This window comes from Marinobacter sp. NFXS11 (genome assembly GCF_040148675.1).
Taxonomy (GTDB): domain Bacteria; phylum Pseudomonadota; class Gammaproteobacteria; order Pseudomonadales; family Oleiphilaceae; genus Marinobacter.
The window spans coordinates 1-18,475 of sequence record NZ_JAGDDV010000004.1 but is presented as its reverse complement, the minus strand read 5'-3'; the positions used below and the strand labels follow the sequence as shown (position 1 = coordinate 18,475).

Below are 18,475 nucleotides of genomic sequence, written 5' to 3'. Positions count from 1 at the left end.
ATTGGTTAACAGTCAACATTTTTGCCATTAGCACGGTTCGGAATCTGGTCGCCATCCAGGTCGGTTGCCAGCCGAACCCTGCCTCCTCTGCTGACAATGATATGCCCGGCCGCCTTGGGGTCCTCATTCTCTGGGCACCATGTGATGTTGCCCAAGTCGCTCAGTATCATGCCGTTGGGCCGGTATTGGAAATAGCTCCTCGAAAGTGAACGTACGACTCGCTTTCCCGTTGAGGTTGCCGGTAGGGTGCGGATAACCTGCCGATCATTGCTCAAAGCCCGGTTATTTTCGGGATCCTTGAACAGGTGTAACTCCCCGTTCCAGTCCCGTCCACATTCCTTCTTGGTATTCAGTGGGCATAAAGTGACGATTTCACCGCTCATGATGGACTCATGACGGGCCATTACCATAAAAGCAAGCAGGTCGTTTACCTCCGCATCGCGCTTGCTGGCGTTTACGAGGCTGTTGTAGGAAGGCCCCGAAAGGGCGAGAAGCAGTGAGATAATTACCAGAGTAATGAGAAGCTCGACGAGTGTGATACCCGTCTGATATTTGACGTTCATCCTTGAATCTCCGAGGGAAGGATTTCATCCTGAAATCCTGTTTACAAAAACCAAGCCTTGCAAAGGCCAGTGGCCACGCAAAGTGTAACCGCTTACTACTCCATCCCCAACTTCTTCAGCCGATACCTTAACGCCCGAAAACTGATTCCCAGTCGTTTTGCAGCCGCCGTCTTGTTCCACCGGGTCGCTTCAAGAGCCTTCTCGATGGCCTGTCGTTCAATCTTTTCCAGATACCCTTCCAGATCAATCTCCCCATCGGGCACGGCAATTCCTTCCCCCTCGCCAACCTGGCCCTCGGCAATGATCTGCGACGCCGAAGCTGCATGCTGAACACCATTCCCCAGATGCAGATCATCAGCATCGATCTGGTCAGCGTCGCACAGTGTGAAAGCCCGCTCCAAGACGTTTTCCAGTTCCCGGACATTGCCCGGAAAGTCATAGCTTCGCAGTCTGTCCACGGCCGCTGGCGTTAACGAGGCAGGGTCACACTCATACTCTTTCGCAATCCGTTCAAGAATGTGATTCGAAAGCAGAGAAATATCATCCGGCCGCTCTCTCAGGGGTGGCACTGCGAGTTCGATCACGTTGACCCGGTAGAAAAGATCCTGGCGAAAGCTGCCTTCCTGGACCAGCTCCGGCAGATTCTTGTGGGTGGCACTCAGTACCCGAATGTCGACGGGCACTTCCTTGGTATCGCCAACCGGTCGCACGGCTTTTTCCTGTATGGCGCGGAGCAGTTTCACCTGCATGGCCAGGGGCAGGTCTGCCACTTCATCAAGGAATAGGGTGCCGCCGTTGGCAGAGCGAAACAGGCCGTCTTTGTTCTCCACGGCCCCGGTAAAACTGCCTTTCTTGTGGCCGAAGAATTCGCTTTCCATCAGTTCCGAGGGAATCGCGCCGCAGTTAACAGCGATGAACGGTCCTTCGCGACGGGGTCCCTGAAGGTGGATCATTCGGGCTACCAGCTCCTTGCCGCTGCCAGACTCGCCACTGATAAAGACCGGTGCCTGGCTTCTGGCCAGTTTTCGGGTCTGGTTTCGGAGTTTGCGAATCTCTGGCGACTTACCCAGTAGCAGGCCCGGCTCGTCGGCTGTATCTTCCGCGTTTGGCTTGGGTTCAGCGAGTTTGAGGGCGCTATTGACCAGTTCCCTTAGTCGGGGGAGCTCCACCGGTTTGGACACGAAATCAAAAGCCCCGGCTTTGAGTGATTCAATCGCGGTGTCCATGTTGCCGTACGCTGTGATCACTGCAACAGGCGTGGCCGGAGAGTGTTTCTGAATCCACTGGACCAGTTCAATGCCATTACCGTCTGGCAGGTTCATGTCGGTCAGGCAGAGGTGGGTGGTGTTCTGTTCCAGCAATTTCCGGGCGCTGGTGAGGTCGGGTGCCGTGAGGGTTGTTATGCCCATCCGGGTGAGGGTGATCTCAAGCAACTCCCGGATGTCCGGTTCATCATCAACGATCAGCGCTGTGTATTTGGTCATCTTGTGTCGTCGGTTCCATGTCGTTGTTCAAGCGCCCGATATCCGCCGGCGCCGGTTCAGATCATTCGCCCCGGATGAGCAAATGTAATGCGAAAGCAGCAGCCGGGTTTGTTATCTTCTACCAGCGAAAGATGGGCCTGATTAGCCTCGCATAGTTCCCGGGCCAGATAAAGCCCGAGCCCGGTTCCGGTCTTGTCTGTGGTGAAAAAGGGTTCGAACACAGAATTTCTGTGCTCGGGTGCAATGCCAGGACCCTGGTCGCGGACATCAATATAGGTTCGCTCTCCGTCCTCAGTTGCCCCCGCATGGATGCCGATTCTTCGCTGCCCCGAGTGCTGTTCACTGTAGCGTAGCCCGTTGTCGCAAAGATTCACCATGACCTGTTCAATCTGGCTCTTGTCGAATCTCGCAGATGGCAGTTGGGGATCGATTTTAAGAATAATTTCGGCCTCAGCGCGGCCTTCATTCTGCGTTTGCAGAAAGTCTTCTTTGAATTCCTGTAGCCATGGAGCAACTTCGATCAGATCTGCGTTGGCAGCTCGACGCCTGGAAAGATCAAGCACGTTCTCGATGATGCCATTCACCCGCCGCGAATGGCGCCGGATGATCCCGAGCATCTGATGATCACCTGGGTCGAGGTTAGGGGATTCCTCCATGAGCTGGGCCGCGTGGCTGATCGCCCCCAGCGGATTGCGGATTTCATGGGCAATGCCGGCCGTGAGTCTGCCCAGCGATGCCAGCTTCATTTGCTGCGCCTGCTGGGTGACTTTGCTCATATCTTCGATGAATACAAGGATCTGGTCGCCTCGCTCCTGGTCCAACTGAGTAAAGTTGACCTGCAATAGCGGCGAGGTGGGTGAGGGTTGAAAGGGTTCGATGCGCTCTGTCGGGTCCTTCAGCCATGCGTCCAGGCCCTGTTTGAGTGGCTTTGGCAAAACGGTCGCTCGCTCGTGAATCGGTGCCGAGACTTTGGGGGCGCCGTATAAAAGCTCTTCGGCGGCGGCGTTGGCAAGGCGGATCTGGCCGAAACGGTCGAGCACCAGAATGCCGGTGCGCATGCGTTGAATGATCTGTTGGTTGATCTTCTCAAGTTCAGCGATGCTCCGGGCGCGGCTGCTGGCAAGAGCCTCGCTGCGCATCATTCGGCGGGAGATGCTCTGCAGTACGAAAGCTGCTGCGAAATAAAGGATGCCCAGTGAGCCGGCCCGGACGATATCGTCGGCGGACTCACCCAGCGCCAGCACGGCCCATCCGGATATGCCAAGGGAACATATCGCAGCCAGAGCCGCGTAGAAGGTCCCCATGCGACTCGGGGTCAGAATGTTGCCCGCCGCAACAGACACAATCACCAGGTTGGCCAGGCCGTTGGTAATGCCTGTACTGGCAAGCAGCAGGCCATGCATGATGAGAATATCCAGCAGGATCGAAAGCGTTATATGGCGCTGGCTGGGGTGAAAGCCGGCCACCAGAAGCAGGGCAATGAAGGCATTCAGACCCAGGTAAGCGGAGACGCCTGCCTGGTAGTAATCCAACAGCCGGAACCGCATGTCAAAGTTGACGGGATCCACGAATAGCAGTGCCACCAGCATCAGACTCACGACTAGTCGGTAGTGGTTGTAGATCCTGAACAGCTTGGCCTGTTGGATTCCGGACGGTGTCGAAGGGGCCGGGCCGAGCGCTTCGGCCGATCGTACTGGTGTATCTGCTGCCATGATTTACAGGAATCCGCTGTTGGTCGGAAGAAATCCACGCCTATGCGGGGTTATAATAGCCTTTTCATGGCAATGAGTTACAGGAGCCGATTTATGTCCGTGTCCGGAAACCAGGCAGCGTCCGGGGAGTCGCCCAGAAAATTGCGGGTGGTGATGGCCCAGTTGGATTTTCTGGTGGGCGATATTCCTGGTAATACCGAGCTAGTTCTGGACGCAGCCCGCCGGGCATCGTCCGAGCATCAGGCGGACGTGGTGGTGTTCCCGGAGCTTTGCCTGACCGGCTATCCGCCTGAAGATTTGCTCTTGCGGCCCAGCATGGAAGTTCGCGTAAATGAGGCGTTGGAAAGGCTGCAGGCGGAAAAGCTGGATCCGGTGATCGTTATCGGTGCTCCTCTTCGCCATGGCGCGCTGCTTTATAACTCAGCGGTGGTCATCGACGGCGGCAAAATTAACGGTCGGTATTTCAAGCGTTTCCCGCCCAACTATCAGGTCTTTGACGAGAAGCGTTACTTTGCAGAGGGCCGGGATGTTCTGACTCTGGATATCCGGGGCGTTCCGGTGGGAATTACTGTGTGTGAGGATCTCTGGAAGGAGGGGCCGGTGGAGGACTGCGCTGCTTCAGGCGCCCGTCTTATCCTGAACCTCAATGCCTCGCCCTACGATATCGATAAACAGGCACGTCGAAAGGCGTTGCTTGAGCGGAAGTCCCGGGAGAATCTGGTCAGTATCGTTTACGTGAATCTGGTGGGCGGCCAGGACGAACTGGTTTTCGATGGTGGCTCCATGGTGTTCGACCATTCGGGTGTGCTGACGGCCGAGGCTCCGCAGTTTGGCGAGGGCTTGTACCCGGTTGACTTCCTCTGTGAGCACCATTGCCAGCCGGTATCCCAGCCTCTGCCCGAAGAGCCGTCGTTGGAGGCCAATGTTTATAATGCCCTGGTGGTGGGTGTTCGGGATTACGTCAACAAAAACGGGTTCCAATCGGTGGTTCTGGGGCTCTCAGGCGGTATCGACTCGGCTGTGACTCTGGCGGTTGCCGTCGATGCACTGGGCAAGGATCGTGTGCGTGCGGTGATGATGCCGTTTCGCTACACCTCCAGCATGAGCCTTGAGGATGCTGAGGCCGAGGCCGTTGCGCTGGGCGTGCATTACGATGTGTTTTCCATTGAGCCCATGTACGACGCCTTCATGGAAACCCTGGCCGGACCTTTCGAAGGCACCACGCCCGATACGACCGAGGAAAATCTGCAGGCGCGTCTGCGTGGCGTCTTACTGATGTCCCTGTCCAACAAGTTCGGTTCCCTGGTACTGACCACCGGAAACAAGAGCGAGATGGCGGTGGGCTATTCAACGCTTTATGGCGATATGGCGGGCGGCTTTGACGTTCTCAAGGATGTGCCTAAAACTCTGGTGTTTCGTCTGGCCAAATACCGCAACACGCTTTCGGAGGGAGAAGTTATCCCCGAGCGGGTGATCACCCGTCCACCCTCGGCAGAGCTGGCGCCGGACCAGAAAGACGAAGACAGCCTGCCCGGTTATGATGTGCTCGATCAGATCCTGAATCTGTATGTAGAGCGGGATTTCAGTGCCGATGCGATCGTTGCGGAAGGTTTCGAGCGAGTCGACGTTGAGCGGGTTATTCGCCTTGTAGATATCAACGAGTATAAACGCAGGCAGGCACCGATCGGCGTCCGCATTACGGAGCGCGGGTTTGGGAAAGACCGTCGTTATCCGATTACGAATGGCTGGAAAAGCGGGAAGTAGACGCGGGAGTCCGGGGTCAGATGGCACTACCACCTGGCCCCGGTTTCAGGCTTTACTCGTCGCCCATCAAGCCAAAGGTTACGACGTTCGTCAGTGACCGGTTTTCGCCCTTCAGCAGGTCCACCTCAAACTCGCCGTCGGCATTGAAAGCGTCACTCTTCGGAAAGTTGGTTCGCAGCATGGCAATGGCATCCTGCGATCCTTTTCTCAGCTCGAGGAAGCGGAAGGTTTCTGCGAGGATAATCAGAGCCTCTTCGGTAACCGTCGCTGTCGGGTAACTCTCGATGATGTACCGTGCCCGGTTGTTGGCTGCGACATAGGCCTGGCGTTTCACATAGTAGCGGGCCGCGTAGAGTTCCAGTTCGGCCATGCGATTGCGCACCGCGATCATTCGCTGGCGGGCATCCGCGACGTACTGGCTGTCCGGATAGCGGTTCAGCAGTTCAGAAAAATCGCGGAAAGACTGCAACTGCTCGCCCGGGTCGCGCGCCGCTACATCAATCGGGAAATAGCGCGCCGCAAGGCCGATATCCAGGTTATAGGAGGCCAGGCCACGCATGTAGAGTGCGTAGTCTGCATGGTCGCTTTGCGGGTTAAGACGCAGGAACCGGTCGGCGGCCGCACGGGAGCCCTCGAGGTCGAGGTTCTGGTAGCGGGCATAGATCAGGTCAAGCTGGGCCTGCTCTGCGTAGCGACCGAAGGGGTAATAGGTTTCCAGGGCGTCCAGGTTCTGCTCTGCCTCGTTGAAGTTTCCAGAGGTCATGGCCTCGCGGGCGTTCTCGTAATAGGTCTTCTCCGGAAGCACTTCTTCCTGCTTGTTGGAGGCGCAGGCACTGACCAGAACAACCAGTGTGGAAAGTAGGAGCAAACGAAGACCTGATCTCATTCCGGAATCCCGTATAATGTCGATTGATTCAAGGGCAGTCATTGTAGCGGGGAAGTGACGCCATGTGCAGAGCAATGCCCCGCTGTTTCCAATAATCTGACCGAAACGTAACACACACAGGCCCTGGGGGCTTAATGTCATCTGAAAAACGAATCCTCGCCAACTTTGTTGTGCCGCCGGAATTGAGCGATAGGCGCCTGGATCAGGCCGCAGCAGAGCTGATGCCCGAACACTCCCGTTCCCGCCTGCAATCCTGGATCAAAAGCGGCGCGTTAACAGTAAATGGCGAGGTGCGAAAGCCTCGGGACAAAGTGATGCTGGACGATCGCCTGGCGCTGGATGCCGAGCCGGAAGCTAAGGTGAGCTGGCGGGCCGAGGAAATCTCCCTGGAAATCGTCTATGAGGACGAGCACTTGCTGGTCATCAACAAGCCTGCGGGCCTGGTCGTGCACCCGGCGGCCGGCCATGCCGATGGCACCCTGGTCAATGCCCTGCTGAACTACGCGCCGGAGGTCGAGAATCTGCCGAGGGCGGGTATCGTACACCGCCTCGACAAAGACACCTCTGGCATTATGGTCGCGGCCCGCAGCCTGATTGCGCATACGTCCCTGGTCGATCAGCTACAAACCCGAACCATGGGTCGCGAGTATGAGGCCGTCGTGGTTGGCACACTCACCGGTGGTGCAACGGTGGACGCACCCATTGGTCGGCATCCGCAGGAACGCAAGAAAATGGCGGTGGTAGCCTCCGGTAAACCGGCCGTAACCCACTATCGTCTGGTTGAGCGTTTTGCCGCTCACACCCACGTTCGCTGCAAACTGGAAAGCGGCCGAACCCATCAGATCCGGGTTCATATGGCCCATGTAAAACACCCGCTGGTCGGAGATCCCCTCTACGGCGGTAGACTCAGGTTACCCAAGGGAACCACCGAAGAGCTTCGAGAGGCGCTTTCGGCGTTCAACCGCCAGGCCCTTCATGCTCGGCAGCTGACCCTTGAACACCCGCAAACCGGTGAAATCCTGACCTGGGAGGTTCCCCTGCCTGAGGATATGGTTGCGTTGATAGAAGCTCTGCGCAAACACTCCCGGGAGCTGGAAGCCCGTGACTATTGAAGGAAACGCCCTGAAACCGGCCTGGCCTGCGCCCGATAGGGTGAGAGCTATCAGCACAACTCGCGCAGGCGGTGTCAGCGATCGGCCCTGGAATAGCCTGAACCTCGGTGTTCATGTCGAAGACAACCCGGAACACGTGCAAGAGAATCGGCGAAGACTCGCCGAGTCCTTGGGGCTGGATAGCGCACGGATTGGTTGGCTCAACCAGGTACACGGTACCGAAGTGGTTGAGCTGACCCAGAGTAGCGTTGGACAAACCGCCAAGGCTGACGCCAGCTACACACGCTATCCGGGCATCGCCTGCGCCATTCTCACCGCCGACTGCCTGCCCGTTATCCTCGCCGATCGGCAAGGAACGGTGGTTGGCGCCGCCCACTGCGGCTGGCGAAGCTTGAGTGGCGGCGTTATCGAGAATCTGGTGAGCGAGATGGCCGTTCCGCCCGAGACCCTACAAGCCTGGCTAGGTCCGGCTATCGGCCCCGACAGTTTCGAAGTCGGCCCGGAAGTCCGCGACGCCTTCATTAAGCATGATCCGGAAGCGGTCCACGCCTTCAAAGCGAAAGGTGCCCGGTCGGCGCATTTCATGGCGGACATCTATGCGCTTGCCAACTTACGGTTAAATCATCTCGGCGTTTACAACGTTACTGGCGGTGGTCTGTGTACCGTTCAAAATCCAGATCGGTTTTTTTCTTACCGCAGAGATGGCCAGACCGGGCGGATGGCAACTTTGATCTGGCTGAATTAAGGATTATCGGCAACTGACCGGTTATCTTTGTGTTATTTCCAAAGTTTGGGTCTGGGGCGGGAATGACTCTCCAGAACTGTCTGCAGCATGAATGCTGCAGCCAAGCCTACATGGACGTATTCACGGCGTGTTCTGGAGAGTCATTCCCGCCTCAGGCTTGCACCAAACTGAAACCTGACGGCCGTCAATTTTCTGACGAATACACCGCAGCCCCGCTTGAAGTCCCTCTACTTGCCCCTACATTAACTGTCAAAGCAATCGAATATCCGCCACCGACGGCACAATGGTATTCGCAGAAATTTGGGGAAAGTACACATGAGAATCGACAAGCTGACCAGCAAGTTGCAAACCGCCCTCGCGGACGCACAATCCATCGCGGTCGGAAAAGATCACAACTTCATTGAGCCGGTGCACCTGGTGCAGGCACTGCTTGATCAGGAAGGCAGCGCCATCAAACCCCTGCTCAAGCAGGCCGGCGCAGAGCCCGGACGTATTCGCCAGGCGATCGCCCGGGAAATCGAAAACCTGCCGGAAGTGCAGGGATCGGCCGGCGACGTCTCCATGTCCAATGACATGGGCCGCCTATTCAACATTGCCGACAAGCTCGCGCAGAAGCGCAAAGACCAGTACATCTCCAGTGAGCTTATGCTGCTGGCCGCCCTGGAAGACCGGGGTACCCTGGGCCGGGTACTTCGGGAACAGGGTGTTGATAAAGCTGCCCTGGAAAAGGCCATTGACGACGTTCGCGGTGGTGAAGCCGTCAATGACGCCAGCGCCGAAGAAAATCGCCAGGCCCTGTCCAAGTACACCATCGACCTGACCGAGCGAGCCGAAGCCGGCAAGCTGGATCCGGTGATCGGTCGCGACGATGAAATCCGTCGCACCATCCAGGTATTGCAGCGTCGCCGAAAGAACAACCCGGTCCTTATCGGCGAGCCCGGCGTGGGTAAAACGGCCATCGTCGAGGGGTTGGCCCAGCGCATCGTCAACGGCGAGGTGCCCGATGGTCTCAAGGACAAGAAAGTCCTGTCACTCGATATGGGTGCCCTTATTGCCGGCGCCAAGTTCCGGGGTGAGTTTGAAGAACGCCTGAAAGCTGTTCTGAACGAGCTGTCCAAACAGGAAGGCCAGATCATCCTGTTCATCGACGAGATCCACACCATGGTTGGTGCCGGCAAGGCCGAAGGCTCCATGGATGCCGGTAACATGCTCAAGCCGGCCCTGGCCCGCGGCGAGCTGCACTGCGTGGGCGCGACCACCCTTGATGAATACCGTGAAAACATCGAAAAAGACGCCGCCCTTGAGCGTCGCTTCCAGAAAGTACTGGTGAGCGAACCCAACGAGGAAGACACCATCGCTATCCTGCGGGGCCTGAAAGAGCGTTATGAGGTTCACCATGGGGTAGAAGTGACCGATGGTGCAATCATCGCTGCGGCAAAACTGTCTCACCGTTACATTGCTGACCGGCAGTTGCCGGACAAGGCCATTGATCTGGTGGACGAGGCAGCCTCCCAGATTCGGATGGAAATGGACTCCAAGCCTGAACCCCTGGATCGCCTGGAGCGGCGCCTGATTCAGCTGAAAATTGAACGGGAGGCTCTGAAAAAGGAGACCGACCCGGCCTCGAAAAAGCGCCTGTCCGAGTTGTCGGATGTGATTACCAGCGTTGAGCGTGAATACGCGGACCTGGAAGAAGTCTGGAATACTGAGAAGGCGGCTCTTCATGGTTCCCAGAAGATCAAGAGCCGGCTGGAGCAGGCCCGGATTGATCTGGAAAACGCCCGTCGCGCCGGTGATCTTGGCAAGATGTCCGAGCTCCAGTACGGGCAGATTCCTGAGCTTGAGCGTCAGCTGGATATGGCCAGCCAGGCCGAAATGATGGAAATGAAGCTGCTCCGGAACCGGGTGACCGATGAGGAGATTGCAGAGATTGTTTCCAAGTGGACCGGCATTCCCGTGTCCAAGATGCTCGAAGGTGAGCGCGACAAGCTGATGCGCATGGAGGAAGCGCTTCATGGTCGGGTTATCGGCCAGGATGAGGCGGTTGAAGCTGTGTCCAACGCCGTGCGTCGTTCCCGGGCCGGGCTGTCCGATCCCAATCGCCCCAACGGGTCGTTTTTGTTCCTTGGTCCGACCGGTGTGGGTAAAACCGAACTGTGCAAGGCCCTGGCGTCCTTCCTGTTTGACACCGAGGAGGCCATGGTTCGGATTGATATGTCCGAGTTCATGGAGAAGCATTCTGTGGCTCGCCTGATCGGCGCTCCTCCGGGCTATGTCGGCTACGAGGAAGGTGGCTACCTGACCGAAGCGGTTCGCCGCAGGCCGTATTCCGTCTTGTTGCTGGATGAGGTGGAAAAAGCCCATCCGGATGTGTTCAACATTCTTCTGCAGGTACTCGAAGATGGTCGCCTGACGGACGGGCAGGGCAGGACCGTCGACTTCCGGAACACGGTCATTGTCATGACCTCAAACCTCGGCTCGGACATCATCCAGCAGAAAGCGGGCGAGGAGAACTACGAGGTCATGAAGAATGCGGTCATGGAAGTCGTCGGCACCCATTTCCGCCCCGAGTTCATCAACCGCGTGGATGAAGTGGTGGTGTTCCACCCGCTGGCGGAGAGTCAGATCCAGGGCATTGCCCGGATTCAGATCGCGTCTCTGAGCAAGCGCCTGAAAGAACAGGATATGAAGCTGGAGCTGGATGACGCCGCGATGGAGTTGCTGGCCGAAGTCGGGTACGACCCGGTATATGGCGCGCGGCCTTTGAAGCGGGCTATTCAGCGAATGATCGAGAATCCGCTGGCTCAGCGTCTGCTACAGGGAGAGTTTGTACCGGGGGATGTCATCAAGGGTACGGTGGAGGATCACCACCTGAATTTTACAAAAGCTTGAACTTTAGAAAGGGTCAGATGAGCTTTTCATCTGACCCTTTCGTTGAAGATTTACTGTTGGTCACTATTTTTGACTGGCCCGCAGTTTTCTTCAGCGATTCTGAGGGCTTCAGCTTTCTTCTCGGCAATTTCCTCTTGGCTCAGGTATCGTTGCTCGCCATTCTCCTCGATGCGGATGCGGGCATTGCGCTCTATCAGCTCAAGATTCGAGCGGGCGGTCGCGCAGTTCGCCTCCCGCTGTTTTCTGCGGGCCTCTTCAACTGCCGTTTCCTTTCGCTGTTCCGCCTGCTCGTTCTGCTGTTCTTGCATATTCTGCAGACGCTCCTGAGGGCTCTGCCGGTTGCCGGAAGCATCGGTAGAGGTGCCGGAACGCACATTGACCCGCTCGGCCTTTGAGCCCGTGGGCTGTCGGTCGCCAAAGTGGGTAACTCCGTTTTCATCGGTCCATTTATAGACAGAGGCGCTCGTGGCGACACCTGGTACAACGGCCAGCAATAAGGTCAGCGTCAGGATTTTTCTGTTCATGGCTCAACTCGCGTATGTTCACTGCTCCCGGGCAGGCAGACAACCTGGATAGACCGGGCCCGTTTTTTCTAATTTCAATGTTGCCTATCATGCCATCGCTATTGCGGATTTTCTTCTGTCTGGTTCAAATCTTTGTATCGGATTTGTTCCAAGTATGGCAGACCTTCGGCCAGTATAGGCACAGAAACCTGCAGCGGCTATTGACAGGGAGTTTCGCGCTGTCAGAATTACCGATTGCCTGAAGACTGGGGTCAATACGGCAGGCAATCCCGAGCGAGTATCCCCCATCAATTACCACACTGAACGCGCCGCGCATCCGTCGCGGGATGGTTGTTGCTTACGTGCAACCCGTTGATTGGCCGTTCTCCGCAACCCTCAGGAGGGCGGCTGGCCAGGAGACAACCTCTTAACAAGGTGTGGAGGAGTAGCCGGTTCCGCTTTCAAAAGAAGCATGGACACCGTGAATCCAGGCAACCGGGAGCCTTCCCGGCTCATTCACTCGTAGAAGAGGGTAGAAAATCGTGGAGTTATTGTCTGGCGCCGATATGCTGATCCGGTCCCTTCAAGATGAAGGTATCGAATACATATACGGCTATCCGGGTGGTGCAGCCCTTCATATTTATGATGCGCTGTTCAGGCAGGACAAAGTCAAACACATTCTGGTAAGGCACGAGCAGGCGGCGGTCCACATGGCCGACGGTTATGCCCGCGCGACTGGAAAACCAGGTACCGTACTGGTGACCTCGGGTCCTGGAGCCACCAACACCATCACTGGCATTGCCACCGCATTTATGGATTCCATCCCTATGGTGGTTCTGTGCGGCCAGGTTGCGTCGACCCTCATCGGCGAAGACGCGTTCCAGGAAACCGATATGATGGGTGTCTCCCGTCCGGTGGTTAAGCACAACCTCAGTGTCCGTCATCCCGAGGAAATCCCGGAGATTATCCGCAAGGCGTATTACATTGCCGCGACCGGTCGCCCCGGCCCTGTGGTCGTGGATATTCCCAAGGATATGACCACGCCGAACGAGCGTTACGAGTACGCCTATCCCAAGAAGGTCAAGTTGCGCTCCTACAACCCCGCTATTCGCGGCCATGCCGGTCAGATCAAGAAAGCAGTCGACATGATGCTGGCGGCGAAGCGCCCGATCATCTACGCAGGTGGTGGCGTTGTTCTCGGCAAGGCATCGGATCAGCTGACAGAGCTTGTGCGGATTCTGGGCTACCCGATCACCAATACCCTGATGGGCATTGGCTGTTACCCGGCCAGCGATAAACAGCACCTGGGCTGGCTTGGCATGCACGGCACCTACGAAGCCAACATGGCCATGCACCACTCGGATCTCATTCTCTGCGTGGGAGCACGTTTTGACGATCGGGTGACGAATGCTACCGAGAAGTTCTGTCCGGGCGCGCGCATCATCCATATCGACATTGACCCGGCCTCGATTTCCAAGACCGTGGATGCCGATGTGCCCATCGTTGGCCCGGTCGACGCCGTGCTCAAGGAAATGCTGTCGCTGGTGAAAGAAGCGAAGGAAAAGCCGGACGCAGACGCAATCGCTTCCTGGTGGAAGCAGATCGACGAGTGGCGGGCATTCCATGGTATGCGCTATGAGACCAGCCCGGATGTGATCAAGCCCCAGGAAGTCATTGAAATGCTGTGTCGTTTGACCAATGGTGAGGCGTACGTAACCTCCGATGTCGGTCAGCACCAGATGTTTGCGGCCCAGTACTACAAGTTCGACAAGCCCAACCGCTGGATCAACTCCGGTGGTCTCGGCACCATGGGCTTCGGTCTGCCGGCGGCCATGGGGGTCAAACTGACCCATCCGGACGACGAAGTGCTGTGCATTACCGGTGAGGGCAGTATCCAGATGAACATCCAGGAGCTGTCGACCTGCAAGCAGTACAACCTGCCGGTTAAGATTATCAACCTGAATAACCAGGCTCTGGGTATGGTCAAGCAATGGCAGGACATGAACTACGAGTCCCGCCATGCCGAGTCCTACATGGAATCCCTGCCCGACTTCATCAAGCTGGCGGAAGCCTACGGCCACAAGGGTGTCCGGATTGAGAAGAAGGAGGATCTGGAGACCAAACTGAAAGAAGTACTGGCCATGAAAGACGAGCTGGTATTCGTGGATATCTACGTGGATCGCTTTGAGCACGTTTATCCGATGCAGGTTGCCCGGGGTTCCATGAAAGATATGTGGCTCAGCAAGACGGAGAGGGTCTGATCATGCGTCGAATCATTTCTGTTTTGCTTGAAAACGAACCTGGCGCCCTGTCGCGGGTGGTGGGTCTGTTTTCCCAGCGCAACTACAACATCGAAACACTCACTGTGGCGCCAACCGAGGACGAGACGTTGTCCCGTCTGACGGTGACCACCACGGGTTCTGACAAGGTGATCGAACAGATCACCAAACAACTGAACAAGCTGATTGAAGTCGTCAAGCTGGTGGATCTCACCGAAGGCGCCCATATCGAACGCGAACTGATGCTGGTCAAGCTGAAAGCCACGGGTTCCCAGCGTGCCGAGATCAAGCGTACGGTGGACATTTTCCGCGGCCAGATCGTGGATGTGACCAGTTCCGTTTACACGGTTCAGTTGGCAGGTGACAGCGAGAAGCTGGACGGCTTTATTCAGGCCGTTGGCACGTCGGGCGTACTGGAAGTGGTGCGCAGCGGTGTATCCGGTATCGCCCGGGGCGAGAAGGTGCTCAGCCTTTAACGATTTCAAACAGGGTTTGAACAATATGGCTCTTCGGGGCCATCACAAATAACAGAGGTTTCTCATGCAGGTTTACTACGATAAGGATTGCGATCTTTCCATCATCCAGGGCAAGAAAGTTGCCATCATTGGTTTCGGCTCCCAGGGCCACGCTCACGCGTGCAATCTGAAAGAGTCCGGCGTTGACGTGACCGTGGGCCTGCGCCCGGGTTCTTCTTCCATCGCCAAGGCGGAAGCCTATGGTCTGAAGACCAGCGACGTGCCGTCTGCCGTTGCCGCCGCCGACGTTGTCATGGTTCTGACTCCGGACGAATACCAGGCCCAGCTGTACAAGGCGGAAATCGAGCCAAATCTGCAGCAAGGCGCCACCCTGGCGTTCGCCCACGGCTTTGCTATCCACTACAACCAGATCGTTCCGCGTAAGGATCTGGACGTCATCATGATTGCTCCGAAGGCACCGGGCCACACCGTGCGCACCGAGTTCGCCAACGGTGGCGGTATTCCTGACCTGATCGCTATCTTCCAGGATTCCTCCGGCAACGCCAAGAATCTGGCTCTGTCCTACGCCAGCGGTATCGGTGGCGGCCGTACCGGCATCATCGAAACCACGTTCAAGGATGAGACCGAAACCGATCTGTTCGGTGAGCAGGCCGTTCTCTGCGGTGGTACTGTCGAACTGGTTAAAGCGGCGTTCGAAACGCTCGTGGAAGGCGGTTACGAGCCGGAAATGGCGTACTTCGAGTGTCTGCACGAGCTGAAGCTGATCGTCGACCTGATGTACGAAGGCGGTATCGCCAACATGAACTACTCCATCTCCAACAACGCGGAGTATGGTGAGTATGTGACCGGTCCAGAAATCATCAACGAGCAGTCCCGTGAAGCGATGCGTAACGCACTGAAGCGCATTCAGAGCGGCGAATATGCCAAGATGTTTATCTCTGAAGGCGCTCTGAACTACCCGTCCATGACGGCGCGTCGTCGCCAGAACGCTGCCCACGACATCGAAGTGGTTGGTGAAAAACTGCGTGGCATGATGCCGTGGATCTCCGCGAACAAGATTGTGGATAAGGACAAAAACTAAGCGGAATTCCGCCTGGTTTTGAAAAACGCGGCCCGGGTGGCCGCGTTTTTCGTATATACTCCGCCCAAACGCTTTCCGGAGTAATGGGAATGACTGAAGAAAGAAAAACTGCCGACGGCAAGCAGAACCCGGACTATGAAGTCGAGGCCGGAGAAGTGGTTGAAGAGGAGCTGGTGGAAGGTGCGCCGGTCCGCCGCAAAGGTATTTACCTGCTTCCCAATGCGCTCACAACAGCCTCGCTGTTTTCAGGTTTCTACGCCATTGTCTCGGCTGCGAACGGCGTCTTTGATAACGCCGCAATTGCAATTTTCGTCTCTATGATCCTGGATGGTCTGGATGGGCGTGTAGCTCGCATGACCAATACCCAGAGCAAGTTCGGTGAGGAATACGACAGCCTCGCTGACATGGTTGCCTTTGGTGTAGCTCCCGGGCTTGTCGCCTTTTTCTGGTCGCTGAACGCCTTCGATAAGGTCGGTTGGGCCGTTACGTTCATCTACGTGGCTGGCGCTGCGCTGCGCCTGGCCCGCTTCAACACCCAGATTGGTTCGGTCGACAAGAAGTTCTTTGTTGGTTTGCCCAGTCCAGCTGCCGCAGCGTGCGTTGCTGGCATGGTCTGGTGTTTTCATCTCTTTGAACCCGCTGCCTGGCTCACCTTGCTGACCATGGTGGTGGTGGCAGGCACTGGCGTGCTGATGGTCAGCAATATTCTGTACCGCAGTTTCAAGGATCTGGATCTGCGTGGTCGGGTGCCGTTTGCTGCTATTCTGCTTGTTGTTCTGGTGTTTGTAGTGATCGCGCTGGACCCTGCCACCGTACTCTTTACCGGATTTCTGATATACGCGTTGTCCGGCCCTGTTCGTGCGCTATTCCGTGGCAAGCCCCGGAAAGCTCCAGGCGCCGCTGACTGAGTTCCCGCTTCCCGGACCTCCTCAGCGAGGTCCGGGAATTTTCACCACAGTCTCCGGTCAACGCCTTAGCTGGCTGACGCCCTGACGGAGACTTTTCATGTTCATCAAGAAGCGCCCATCCTGGGTTTTGCCTCACTCAGAAGTTACCCCCGAATCTGTCTTCCTCAATCGACGGAAATTCATGTCCGGCACGATGGCTGTGGCCGCGGGTCTATCAATGCCTGGTTTGTTGTCCGCTGCGAAGCTTCCGGTCCCTGGAGAAGCGCTGGACTATGTTGCAATGCCCGGTTTTTCTACCGACGAGGAAAAAACACCGTTCGAGGACGTCACGCGCTACAACAACTTTTATGAATTTGGCACCGGGAAAGGGGATCCGGCCAAGTACGCCGATGAAATGAGCGTTGATCCCTGGTCTATCGTCGTTGAGGGTGAGTGTGGGCGACCGGGGGAGTACGCACTGGAAGGCCTGCTCAAGCCTCACGACTATCAGGAGCGTGTCTATCGCCTCCGTTGCGTCGAGGCTTGGTCAATGGTGATTCCCTGGATCGGTATTCCTTTGGCGGACATTCTAAAAAAGTTTGAGCCAAACTCTCGCGCCAAGTACGTCTATTTCGAAACCTTACACGACCCGGACCAGATGCGCGGACAGCGTTCACTGTTCAGCACAATCGACTGGCCTTACCAGGAGGGGTTGCGAATGGATGAGGCAATGAATGAGTTAAGCTTCCTGGCGGTCGGCCTTTACGGTAAGACCATGCCCAACCAGAATGGCGCGCCTATCCGACTGGTTGTCCCCTGGAAATACGGATTCAAGAGCATCAAGTCAATCGTAAAGATCCGGTTCCAGGAGGAGCGGCCAAAAACCACCTGGGAGATGCTTGCGCCCCAGGAATACGGATTCTATGCCAATGTTAACCCCGAGGTTGACCATCCAAGGTGGAGCCAGAAGCGGGAACGAAGACTGCCTTCAGGTCTGCTCTCTCCCAACTGGATGGAGACCGTCAAGTTCAATGGTTATGGCGAGCAGGTTGCCGATCTGTATAAGCGTATGGATTTGAGTAAGTTCTATTGATGAGCGGTAAGTGAATAATGGATCGTTCAGGCTCTGTTCTGATTTTTCGCCTGTTGGTCGCGTTTCTCGCCAGCGTTCCCCTTCTGGTGCTGGTTATCAACGTTGCGGGGCAGTCGCTCGGTCCAGATCCTGGGCAGGAAGTGACAGAGTCATTGGGTATTGCTGCCTTCCAGTTGTTGATAGTGACCTTATGCATGACTCCGCTCAAACACTGGACCGGCTGGGCGGGCTGGATCCGGGTTCGCAGAATGCTCGGTCTGTTTGCGTTCTTTTATACCGTCCTGCACGTGTTGGCATTTCTGCAATTCATCCTGGGCTGGAGTGATCTTTGGGCCACCTTTACCAAGCGGCCTTATATTGTGGCGGGTGCATTGTCTTTTCTGATGTTGATTCCTCTGGCTTTAACCTCAACCAAGGGAATGATGAAGCGGTTGGGTAAGAGCTGGAAGCAACTGCACAAGCTAATCTATCCGATTGCCATAGTCGCATGGGTTCACTTTATCTGGCAGGCGAGAAGCGACATCGGTGAAATGGTCGTTTATGGTCTGGTGATCTCGGGTTTGCTGGCGCTGCGCTGGAAATGGAGTGGGGTTCGAGGGTTGATTCCCTTTACCAGAGGCTGATTTTTGCCTGAAAATTGAACTAAATGAACAGTTCCTGCTCAGAGAGGTACGTGGAAACCGAGACCGTTATAAATTAATTCAAAAACCTCGTTGACAGTTTTCCTGACGCCTGTAGAATGCGCACCACTTCTGAGGGACAAGCCACTTACGGCAACTTCCCAGACAAAAGCAACTGTTTGAAAGTACTGAAGAAAACGAGTTTTGAAATTCTTCAGATAAACGGTTGACAGGGCAGCGGAACGATGTAAAATACGCGGCCTTGATTGAGCAACAGCTCAAACGCTCTTTAAAAAGTTGACCAAGTAATTCGTGTGGGCGCTGGCCGAGGTATTTCGGATATGAAATATCAGGACAGTGACTCGTCGAAATTGAGTT

Annotated in this window: 15 protein-coding genes; 10 read left to right on the top strand and 5 right to left on the bottom strand. The window is 56.2% G+C overall.

Translation table 11 applies throughout. The features are described 5' to 3' along the window. Positions 1-5: 5 nt before the first annotated feature. From J3362_RS18805 to J3362_RS18795, 3 genes are all read right to left on the bottom strand, one after another. On the bottom strand, positions 6-563 hold the full coding sequence (locus tag J3362_RS18805; RefSeq protein WP_349521757.1) for a GspH/FimT family pseudopilin: 558 nt from the start codon (positions 561-563) through the stop codon (positions 6-8). Between the two features lie 95 nt (positions 564-658). Then, the gene (locus J3362_RS18800; RefSeq protein WP_349521756.1) at positions 659-2,047 is read right to left on the bottom strand and encodes a sigma-54-dependent transcriptional regulator; all 1,389 of its coding nucleotides are present in this window, start codon (positions 2,045-2,047) and stop codon (positions 659-661) included. Positions 2,048-2,103: 56 nt separating this feature from the next. Next, positions 2,104-3,759 (bottom strand): sensor histidine kinase, encoded by a 1,656-nt coding sequence (locus J3362_RS18795; protein WP_349521755.1) that lies wholly within the window; start codon positions 3,757-3,759, stop codon positions 2,104-2,106. Between the two features lie 93 nt (positions 3,760-3,852). On the opposite strand from J3362_RS18795, the gene J3362_RS18790 reads away from it, so the two are divergent. Next, on the top strand, positions 3,853-5,523 hold the full coding sequence (locus J3362_RS18790) for an NAD+ synthase (RefSeq protein ID WP_349521754.1): 1,671 nt from the start codon (positions 3,853-3,855) through the stop codon (positions 5,521-5,523). 52 nt (positions 5,524-5,575) lie between these two features. On the opposite strand, the gene J3362_RS18785 is transcribed toward J3362_RS18790, so the two are convergent. Beyond that, positions 5,576-6,409 carry an outer membrane protein assembly factor BamD gene (locus J3362_RS18785; protein WP_349521753.1) on the bottom strand — a complete coding sequence of 278 codons (834 nt, stop codon included), beginning with the start codon at positions 6,407-6,409 and terminating at the stop codon, positions 5,576-5,578. A gap of 134 nt (positions 6,410-6,543) precedes the next feature. Here J3362_RS18785 and rluD point away from each other — a divergent pair, with 134 nt between their 5' ends. From rluD to clpB, 3 genes are all read left to right on the top strand, one after another. Continuing rightward, on the top strand, positions 6,544-7,521 hold the full coding sequence (rluD, locus tag J3362_RS18780) for a 23S rRNA pseudouridine(1911/1915/1917) synthase RluD (RefSeq protein ID WP_349521752.1): 978 nt from the start codon (positions 6,544-6,546) through the stop codon (positions 7,519-7,521). Next, on the top strand, positions 7,511-8,266 hold the full coding sequence (gene pgeF / locus J3362_RS18775; protein WP_349521751.1) for a peptidoglycan editing factor PgeF: 756 nt from the start codon (positions 7,511-7,513) through the stop codon (positions 8,264-8,266). The genes rluD and pgeF overlap by 11 nt, the downstream gene beginning before the upstream one ends. Positions 8,267-8,581: 315 nt before the next feature. Then, positions 8,582-11,158 (top strand): ATP-dependent chaperone ClpB, encoded by a 2,577-nt coding sequence (gene clpB, locus J3362_RS18770; protein ID WP_349521750.1) that lies wholly within the window; start codon positions 8,582-8,584, stop codon positions 11,156-11,158. A 50-nt stretch (positions 11,159-11,208) separates the two neighbouring features. Here the strand turns inward: clpB and J3362_RS18765 are convergent, their stop codons facing one another. Continuing rightward, complete coding sequence (locus J3362_RS18765; protein ID WP_349521749.1) at positions 11,209-11,682, bottom strand: DUF4124 domain-containing protein; 474 nt, start codon at positions 11,680-11,682, stop codon at positions 11,209-11,211. Positions 11,683-12,203: 521 nt separating this feature from the next. Between J3362_RS18765 and J3362_RS18760 the strand changes: the two genes are divergently transcribed. From J3362_RS18760 to msrQ, 6 genes are all read left to right on the top strand, one after another. After that, the gene (locus tag J3362_RS18760; RefSeq protein ID WP_349521748.1) at positions 12,204-13,922 is read left to right on the top strand and encodes an acetolactate synthase 3 large subunit; all 1,719 of its coding nucleotides are present in this window, start codon (positions 12,204-12,206) and stop codon (positions 13,920-13,922) included. A 2-nt stretch (positions 13,923-13,924) separates the two neighbouring features. Next, positions 13,925-14,416, top strand: a complete 492-nt coding sequence (gene ilvN, locus J3362_RS18755; protein WP_008170692.1) for an acetolactate synthase small subunit — start codon at positions 13,925-13,927, stop codon at positions 14,414-14,416. Positions 14,417-14,480: 64 nt separating this feature from the next. Further along, positions 14,481-15,497: a ketol-acid reductoisomerase gene (gene ilvC, locus J3362_RS18750; RefSeq protein ID WP_148607683.1), complete on the top strand. Its 1,017-nt coding sequence runs from the start codon at positions 14,481-14,483 to the stop codon at positions 15,495-15,497. An 89-nt stretch (positions 15,498-15,586) separates the two neighbouring features. After that, positions 15,587-16,405 (top strand): CDP-diacylglycerol--serine O-phosphatidyltransferase, encoded by an 819-nt coding sequence (gene pssA, locus J3362_RS18745; protein ID WP_349521747.1) that lies wholly within the window; start codon positions 15,587-15,589, stop codon positions 16,403-16,405. Between the two features lie 97 nt (positions 16,406-16,502). Next, positions 16,503-17,477 carry a protein-methionine-sulfoxide reductase catalytic subunit MsrP gene (gene msrP / locus J3362_RS18740; protein ID WP_349521746.1) on the top strand — a complete coding sequence of 325 codons (975 nt, stop codon included), beginning with the start codon at positions 16,503-16,505 and terminating at the stop codon, positions 17,475-17,477. A 17-nt stretch (positions 17,478-17,494) separates the two neighbouring features. Then, positions 17,495-18,100, top strand: coding sequence for a protein-methionine-sulfoxide reductase heme-binding subunit MsrQ (gene msrQ, locus J3362_RS18735; protein WP_502882451.1), 606 nt, complete (start codon positions 17,495-17,497; stop codon positions 18,098-18,100). Positions 18,101-18,475 lie beyond the last annotated feature (375 nt).